10 protein-coding genes are annotated in these 6,797 nt (G+C 65.8%); 4 read left to right on the top strand and 6 right to left on the bottom strand.

Going from position 1 to position 6,797, the window contains the following annotated elements:
- Together NQU54_RS36220 and NQU54_RS36215 are read right to left on the bottom strand one after the other, a co-directional pair.
- Window positions 1-227: alcohol dehydrogenase catalytic domain-containing protein (locus NQU54_RS36220; protein WP_257634719.1), on the bottom strand; the 227-nt coding region annotated here is incomplete at its 3' end.
- Between the two features lie 31 nt (window positions 228-258).
- A complete protein-coding gene (locus tag NQU54_RS36215; protein ID WP_257634718.1) occupies window positions 259-567 on the bottom strand; it encodes a GNAT family N-acetyltransferase in 309 nt (102 codons plus the stop codon).
- A 391-nt stretch (window positions 568-958) separates the two neighbouring features.
- On the opposite strand from NQU54_RS36215, the gene NQU54_RS36210 reads away from it, so the two are divergent.
- On the top strand, window positions 959-1,426 hold the full coding sequence (locus NQU54_RS36210) for a MarR family winged helix-turn-helix transcriptional regulator (protein ID WP_257634717.1): 468 nt from the start codon (window positions 959-961) through the stop codon (window positions 1,424-1,426).
- A gap of 144 nt (window positions 1,427-1,570) precedes the next feature.
- Here the strand turns inward: NQU54_RS36210 and NQU54_RS36205 are convergent, their stop codons facing one another.
- Window positions 1,571-2,110 (bottom strand): hypothetical protein, encoded by a 540-nt coding sequence (locus NQU54_RS36205; RefSeq protein ID WP_308408524.1) that lies wholly within the window; start codon window positions 2,108-2,110, stop codon window positions 1,571-1,573.
- Window positions 2,111-2,297: 187 nt separating this feature from the next.
- Here NQU54_RS36205 and NQU54_RS36200 point away from each other — a divergent pair, with 187 nt between their 5' ends.
- From NQU54_RS36200 to NQU54_RS36190, 3 genes are all read left to right on the top strand, one after another.
- Window positions 2,298-2,495: a hypothetical protein gene (locus NQU54_RS36200; protein WP_257634715.1), complete on the top strand. Its 198-nt coding sequence runs from the start codon at window positions 2,298-2,300 to the stop codon at window positions 2,493-2,495.
- A gap of 322 nt (window positions 2,496-2,817) precedes the next feature.
- On the top strand, window positions 2,818-3,876 hold the full coding sequence (locus tag NQU54_RS36195; RefSeq protein ID WP_257634725.1) for an LLM class flavin-dependent oxidoreductase: 1,059 nt from the start codon (window positions 2,818-2,820) through the stop codon (window positions 3,874-3,876).
- Between the two features lie 56 nt (window positions 3,877-3,932).
- Entirely contained in the window at window positions 3,933-4,775 is an 843-nt protein-coding gene (locus tag NQU54_RS36190; RefSeq protein ID WP_257634724.1) for an alpha/beta fold hydrolase, read from the top strand.
- Between the two features lie 352 nt (window positions 4,776-5,127).
- Here the strand turns inward: NQU54_RS36190 and NQU54_RS36185 are convergent, their stop codons facing one another.
- The 3 genes from NQU54_RS36185 to NQU54_RS36175 are packed head-to-tail and all read right to left on the bottom strand — an operon-like array spanning window position 5,128 to window position 6,537.
- Entirely contained in the window at window positions 5,128-5,565 is a 438-nt protein-coding gene (locus NQU54_RS36185; RefSeq protein WP_257634714.1) for a type 1 periplasmic-binding domain-containing protein, read from the bottom strand.
- Window positions 5,565-5,930 carry an ABC transporter substrate-binding protein gene (locus NQU54_RS36180; RefSeq protein WP_257634713.1) on the bottom strand — a complete coding sequence of 122 codons (366 nt, stop codon included), beginning with the start codon at window positions 5,928-5,930 and terminating at the stop codon, window positions 5,565-5,567. The genes NQU54_RS36185 and NQU54_RS36180 overlap by 1 nt, the downstream gene beginning before the upstream one ends.
- Entirely contained in the window at window positions 5,881-6,537 is a 657-nt protein-coding gene (locus NQU54_RS36175; RefSeq protein WP_257634712.1) for a hydrolase, read from the bottom strand. The genes NQU54_RS36180 and NQU54_RS36175 overlap by 50 nt, the downstream gene beginning before the upstream one ends.
- Window positions 6,538-6,797: the final 260 nt, after the last annotated feature.

Raw genomic sequence — 6,797 nt, 5'->3', positions numbered from 1 at the left:
CCTTGACCCCGGATCCTGGACGCCGAGGCGCTTGGCCCTCGAGTCCAGGAGAACGGATGTCCCGTGATCAGGAAGGGCGAGGATGTGCGCATAGGAGGGGGTGATGGAAGCTCCAGCACCTCGTCACCGATGCTGAAGGCGGTCACGCCCTCGCCGACCTGGTCGACCACGCCGACCACGTCGGAGCCGAGACCGAACGCAGGGCCCCGCGTGGTCGCACCGCTCATACCTGCCTCCGTCACTGCTGTGCTCGGCTCTTCAGTCACTGACCTTGCTGCGGGACTGGTACAGCAGGTCCTGGTACTCCTGGTGCCGGCTGATCCAGCCCGCGAAGAAGGGACAGGTGGCCAGCACTCGCAGGTTCGCGGCGCGTGCCTCGTCAAGGGCGGTGCGGGCCAGCGCGGACCCGACTCCCGCGCCCTCGTACTCCGCCTCGACCTCGGTGTGCACGAACGCGACGAGTTCCGTCGTACGAATGTATTCCGCGACGCCCGCCACCTTGGACTCTCCATCGACGCGGGCCTCGTAGCGCTTCGCCTCGGGCACGTCGCTCACTTCGACCGTCATATGTCCTCCTCCTGGGCCTGATCCCGCTCAACTCGGCAGAATCCCGTCAGCCAGGACATCAGCCTAACCCCATCAGGTTGACGCATCAACTTAACCTTCGGCAAGCACGCTCGTACCGCAGAGCGAGCACCGACCTCATGGCCGGCAATTCCCTGTAGCTCGACCTGCGGGAGACGCGACTCGCACCACTCGCCCTTGACCCCGAACCGGACAGCTTCGGCACGTTCTTCACCCGTCCGACGGACACCGATCCCGGCGCCTCCCGGCTCGCGCACCAGGGCGGCGGGCCCTGAACCGAGGCGCCCCGGGGACGACGGACGCGGCCTCGCCGAGGGCGCATCGCCGCCACCACGAGTAGATGAGCTGTCAACGATTTCGTTAGACTTCCCCCATGGACGCACCGCCACGCTGGCTCAACCGGGAAGAGAAGGCCGCCTGGGACAGCTTCATCCGTATGCAGGAGACGCTCATCGGACGGCTGTCCCGCCGCATCCAGGCCGACTCCGGAATGTCTGCCTCCGACTACATCGTGCTCGTCAGTCTCACCGAAAGAGGGGGCGGGCGGATGCGCTTCTTGGATCTGGCCAAACTCGTGGAGTGGGAGAAGAGCCGAATGTCCCACCAGGTCACGCGGATGGCGAAACGCGGGCTCGTGGCCAGGGAGGAATGCCCCGACGACGGACGCGGAGCATTCATCGTCGCCACCCCGGCCGGCTACAAGGCGATCGAAGAGGCCGCACCCCAGCACGTCGAGCACGTCCGCCGCCTCTTCATCGATGCCCTGACCCCGAACCAGCTCAGCACACTCGGCCGGCTCTCCAAGCGTGTCCTGGACCACATGGAGAAGCAGCCGGACTGACCTGGCGGGGGACGCGACTGTCTGGACCACGAGAGGTCAGCCCTGCACCGGCCCAAAGGGACGTCCTGGTGCGCGGGGCCGCCAACGATGACGGCTTCCCCCCTCTCCGCCCACGCCAGGGCTGAAAGGGCCTGGCCACGGGCTTCAGGGCCCAGCCGTGGACGATGCCGTGGGTGAAGACCAGATCGCCCTGGGCGGCGATCCGCTGCGGCTCTCAAGTGCTCCGCGAATCAGAGGCCAGAACAGCCCGGAGGCCGGGTCGGGCCGCTGAGGCCGCTCGCCGAGGACCCGCGCGAAGAGCGCCTCCCGCAGGGCCACTTCACGAGGTTCGTCCCAAAGCCGGAAGCCAGTGCGGTTCATCGCGTACGCGAAGCCCGTACCGGTATTCGGGTCTGCGAAGGCGAATGACCCGCCCAGGCCCATCGTCCCGGAAGCCCGGTCCGATTCGGAGCCGAACCTGAACGCCGGGAACGGCTTGATGTACCCCAGGGAGAACCTCGTCTCGACGCGTAGCACCTCGTCGAACAGTCCGTTCGTCGGAGGTGGGGCAGCGACGCGCAACGCGTCCATCGTGGCATCGGTGAGACCCAGGGCGGCGCCGCCGGTCGCCACCTCGCCGTAGAGCTTGACGATCGACCGCACCTGGCCGACGCCGTTGGCCGCCGGAATCTCCGCGGCCTGCACATACGTTTTCCAGGGTCGATCCGGCTTATGAGCTCGCTCTCGTACCAGCCCAACGACTGGCCGTGGTAGCCGTGCCGGGTACCCGGCTCCCACGCCGACGCTGCTCGGCAAGAGCCGTGGCGAGGGTGCGGGAGCCAGTCAGGTCGCCGAGCCCGAGTGGCCGGTCGATCACCGCCAGCCCCGCCTGATGGGCGAGCAGCTGACGGACGGTGACGGCGCAGGCAGCGCCGATCTCGTTACGTACGGCGAAGTTCTCGCGGAAGGCGTCGGCCACTGCGCCATAGCCTTCATCCACGTCACCGCGAACCATGCGGCCTGGTACATCGAGCTTGAAGACCACTGCTTCCCCTTCATTTCGCGGCTCCCACCCTGGTGCGTGGGGTGACCCACTGGCGTGTGAAGCCGTGGTCGCGTCGCGTCAGCGGAAGAGGTCGGTTCGGCCGTTCGACGCGGTCAGACACCATCGACGGCGATGCGCGGCCGACCGGCGGCGTGCAGCTGCACCCGCCACGCCACGATCTAGTTGACATGTAAACCATAGAGCTGTCATGGTTTACATGTCAACTAGATCGGCGGAGGTGGTGGGCGCGGGACCTGACCGGCGGGGAACTCGCGCAGGTCACCCGGGACGGATGTCCCGCCCGGTCGTCACGAACCATGCACCGCCACACCCCGACGCAACGAAAGCGTTGAGCGAAGTGAACACGATGGATGTTTCGCAAATCGAGTTCGGTATCGACAGCTTCGGAGACCGGCCCCGAAACGACCAGGGCGTGATCGTCTCGCACGCGCAGGCGATCCGCGCCGCGGTGACCGAAGCGGTCCTTGCCGACCAGGTCGGTATCGACGTTGTTGCGTTGGGCGAGCACCACCGGCCCGAGTACGCGATCTCCAGCCCTGAGACAGTACTGGCGGGCATCGCGACAGCCACGAAGCGCATCCGGCTCGCCTCGGGCGTGACAGTGCTGTCCTCGGACGACCCGGTGCGAGTGTTCCAGCGGTTCGCCACGGTCGATGCGCTCTCCAACGGCCGCGCCGAGGTGATCCTCGGACGCGGTTCCTTCACCGAGTCGTTCCCCCTGTTCGGGTACGACCTCAAGGACTACGAGGTGCTGTTCGAGGAGAAGATCGACCTTTTCCATCGGCTCCTGGACGAGAGGCCGGTCACCTGGGAAGGCACCACTCGCGCCGCCCTGCACCATGCGGACGTGTACCCGAAGACGGATTCGGGACGTCTCAACACCTGGGTAGGGGTTGGCGGGACACCGCAGTCCGTGCTCCGCACCGCTCAATATGGCTTCCGGCTCATGCTGGCCATCATCGGCGGCGCCCCCGACCGGTTCGCTCCCTACGTGGATCTGTACCGGCGTGCCAGCCAGGAGTTCGGCACGACCGCACAGCCGATCGGGACGCATTCGCCCGGCTTCGTCGCCTCCACCGACGAAGAGGCCAAGGAGCTCTTCTACCCTGGGTACAAGGAGATCCGCGACCGGATCGGGGGGCAGCGCGGCTGGCCGCCGCTCCGCCGGGAGGAGTTCAACGCCGAAGTGGACCGCGGGTCCCTGTATGTCGGCTCGGTGGAGACGGTCGCGACCAAGATTGCTCGTGCCATCCGGGTACTGAACACGGGCCGGTTCGACTTGATCTACTCCGCCGCCGGCACCGTTTCAGCCTCCGCACGTCTACGCTCGGTCGAGCTGTACGGCACCCAAGTCATCCCTCGGATCCGCGAGCTTCTGGCCGAACAGCCCACGGCCACGGCGTGAGCGACGCGATGACCAAGCCTGTCACCACTATTCGTCGGCCAGAAGGGAAAGAAATCATGGGTTACATCACCGTCGGCACGGAGAACAGTACGCCGGTCGAGCTCTACTACGAGGATCAGGGTTCCGGGCAGCCGGTCGTCCTGATCCACGGCTACCCACTGAACGGGCACAGCTGGGAACGTCAGACGCGCGAGCTGTTGGCCCATGGCTATCGGGTCATCACCTATGACCGTCGTGGCTTCGGCCAGTCGTCGAAGGTGAACTCCGGTTACGACTACGACACCTTCGCCGCTGACCTGAACACGGTCCTTGAGACCCTCAACCTCCAGGATGTCGTTCTTGTCGGTTTCTCGATGGGCACCGGGGAACTCGCCCGCTACGTGAGTCGCTACGGTCATGAGCGTGTCGCGAAACTCGCCTTCCTCGCCTCGCTCGAGCCGTTTCTCGTGGCCCGCGACGACAACCCCGACGGGGTGCCGCAGGAGGTCTTCGACGGCATCGCCGCGACCGCGAAGGCGGATCGGTACGCCTGGTACAAGCAGTTCTACGCGGACTTCTACAACCTCGACGAGAACCTCGGCACGCGTATCAGCGAGGAGGTCGTGACCGGTAGCTGGAACGTCGCGATCCGCAGCGCTCCGGTGGCTGCTTACGCTGTGGTGCCGGCATGGATCGAGGACTTCCGCGCCGACGTCGAGGCGGTCCGCGCGAGCGGCAAGCCCGCACTGATCCTGCACGGAACGAAGGACAACATCCTCCCGATCGACGCCACGGGACGCCGATTCCACAAGGCGCTCCCCGAGGCCGACTACGTCGAGGTCGAAGGAGCGCCGCACGGCTTGCTCTGGACCCACGCCGACGAGGTCAACACCGCGCTGCGCGACTTCCTCTCGAAGTGACGGTGGACGACCGGCTGTTCCCCTGACGGCTTCTCATGACGCGGAACCGCGTCACCGCCGCCGACGAGGGGCGTATGTGGCGCCGAACTGATGTTGAGGCGGCATATACGCCCCTCGACCGCGGGAGGGATACGATCCGCGGCATCTCGGCTGTCCGAGGCCGACAGCTCGATGATTCACATCTACTGCTCCTTCAACCCGAGTCCGGAGTTATCGCCGGCGAGAACACTCTCTTCTACGTGCTCGCCGGGGCTGTGCTCGCGGACCTTGCCCTTCACGAATCCCCCGGGCCGACGAACGGGCCGCCGGAATCTCCGGCGGCCCGTTCTCGAAAGGCTGTTATTGGCCTCCGTCACTCGGCGGTGAGAGCTTCCGCGTAAGGGAAGATGAGCTTGCCGGAAGAAGATTCCGGTGGGAATACGACGATCTGCCTCGACCCATTCCGGAATTGACCGACCTCATGGCCGGACACTCCCTGGAACTGGACCTGCAACACACGCGGTTCCGACCACTCTCCCTTGGCTCCGAACCTGACATCGCCCATGACGGTCGGGAAGGTCGCCTCCCGTGCGTACGCCGCGAGGCTCGCGTCGTCGAAACCGTCTGTCGCTTCAACGGCTTGGGCGACCACCTGCATCTGCGCATAGGCGAGTGGAGCCATGTAGTGTCCCAGGAGGTCGACGCCAGCTTGGGCGGACTGTTCCTGGTAGGTGTTCAGCAATTCCTGAACGCCCGGGAACATCATTTTGGGCACCGGCGCCCAGTACTCGTAGTTGACGCCGAGGCCCATCAGCCGACGAAGAAGCGCTCCCGCTCCACTATCAACGGCATGGCCGGCAGCAGCGTATTGGTGCCGTATCCACCGATGACGAGATCCACGTCGTGCTCGCCGATCAGCCGCTCGTAGATCCTGGGAACGTTGTCGGCATTCCCTTCGTCGTCGTACCGGACGAACTCCACAGGGCGGCCGAGCAGGCCGCCCCGGCTGTTGACGTCCTGACGCCAGATTTCATGGGCCAGACGGGCCGACCGGCCGTTGTCCGCGAGGGAACCGGTTAACGACAGGCAGTACCCGATACGAATCGGTGCCGGGGCGGCGGCGATGTCAGGTCTCGTTTCCGGTGGGCGTGGCCAGGAGCTGCGTCTCCCAGGCATAGGCCACACCGCTGGCACCGCCGTGCTGCGCCAGGACCTCGACGATGCCCGGCACGGTCTTCTCACGGGCCCAGTCGCGCTGCCACTCGGACATCACGGCAATCCAGGTGATCGGGGTCACGCCCGCCTGGATCATGCGCCGCACCGCCATGTCATGGGCCTCCTTCGAGGCACCGCCCGACGCGTCGGTGACGACGAAGACTTCGAAGCCCTCGCCCGCCGCCTGTATCGCCGGCATGGCCACACAGACCTCCGTCCAGAGGCCGGCGATGATCAGCTTCTTGCGTCCTGTCGCCTTGACGGCATCCACGACGCGCTCGTCCTGCCAGGTGTTGACGAAGGTCCTGTTGATCGGCTTCTGCTCCGGGAACACATCCTGGAGACCCTGGAGAAGAAGGCCACCGCGCTCCTCCAGAACGGTGGTCAGAATGGTCGGGACGTCGAACACCTTGGCGGCCTTGGCGAGCCCGACGGCGTTGTTGATGACCATCGTCGGTTCGTGGCTGTGCAGGTTGGCGACCTGGAACGGCTGGTGGTCGATGAGGGCGAGCACGCTCTCCTCGGGCGTCAGCAGCGCGCCGAGTCCGGCCTTGTTCTCAGTACTCACGAGATTCCCCTTCTGGAACTTTGCGTCCGCGGGTCTCCGGCAGTGCACCGACATCTCGATGCCCCGCAGTGAGGCAGATACGGGATGGTCGGCCTGGCGACCCCAAACCATTTGGTTGACGCGTCATCTACGTTAGATGCCAGATGATTGACGCGTCAACTAGCGTCGGTCGTGGGCGTTCAGGCGAGCTGGTCAGGCGTGGCCATCGGCGTCCGTGAGGCGCAACTGGGCTGCGAGGTCGGGGCACTTCGGACCATCAG

This window comes from Streptomyces malaysiensis subsp. samsunensis (assembly GCF_024519315.1).
GTDB lineage: Bacteria > Actinomycetota > Actinomycetes > Streptomycetales > Streptomycetaceae > Streptomyces > Streptomyces malaysiensis.
This window is presented reverse-complemented; position numbering and strand designations above follow the sequence as displayed.

Coding starts and splice junctions, on each gene's coding strand:
- NQU54_RS36215 (WP_257634718.1), bottom strand. CDS start 567: ATGACGGTCGAAGTGAGCGACGTGCCCGAGGCGAAGCGCTACGAGGCC.
- NQU54_RS36190 (WP_257634724.1), top strand. CDS start 3,933: ATGGGTTACATCACCGTCGGCACGGAGAACAGTACGCCGGTCGAGCTC.
- NQU54_RS36195 (WP_257634725.1), top strand. CDS start 2,818: ATGGATGTTTCGCAAATCGAGTTCGGTATCGACAGCTTCGGAGACCGG.
- NQU54_RS36210 (WP_257634717.1), top strand. CDS start 959: ATGGACGCACCGCCACGCTGGCTCAACCGGGAAGAGAAGGCCGCCTGG.
- NQU54_RS36200 (WP_257634715.1), top strand. CDS start 2,298: ATGGGCGAGCAGCTGACGGACGGTGACGGCGCAGGCAGCGCCGATCTC.
- NQU54_RS36180 (WP_257634713.1), bottom strand. CDS start 5,930: ATGCCTGGGAGACGCAGCTCCTGGCCACGCCCACCGGAAACGAGACCT.
- NQU54_RS36185 (WP_257634714.1), bottom strand. CDS start 5,565: ATGGGCCTCGGCGTCAACTACGAGTACTGGGCGCCGGTGCCCAAAATG.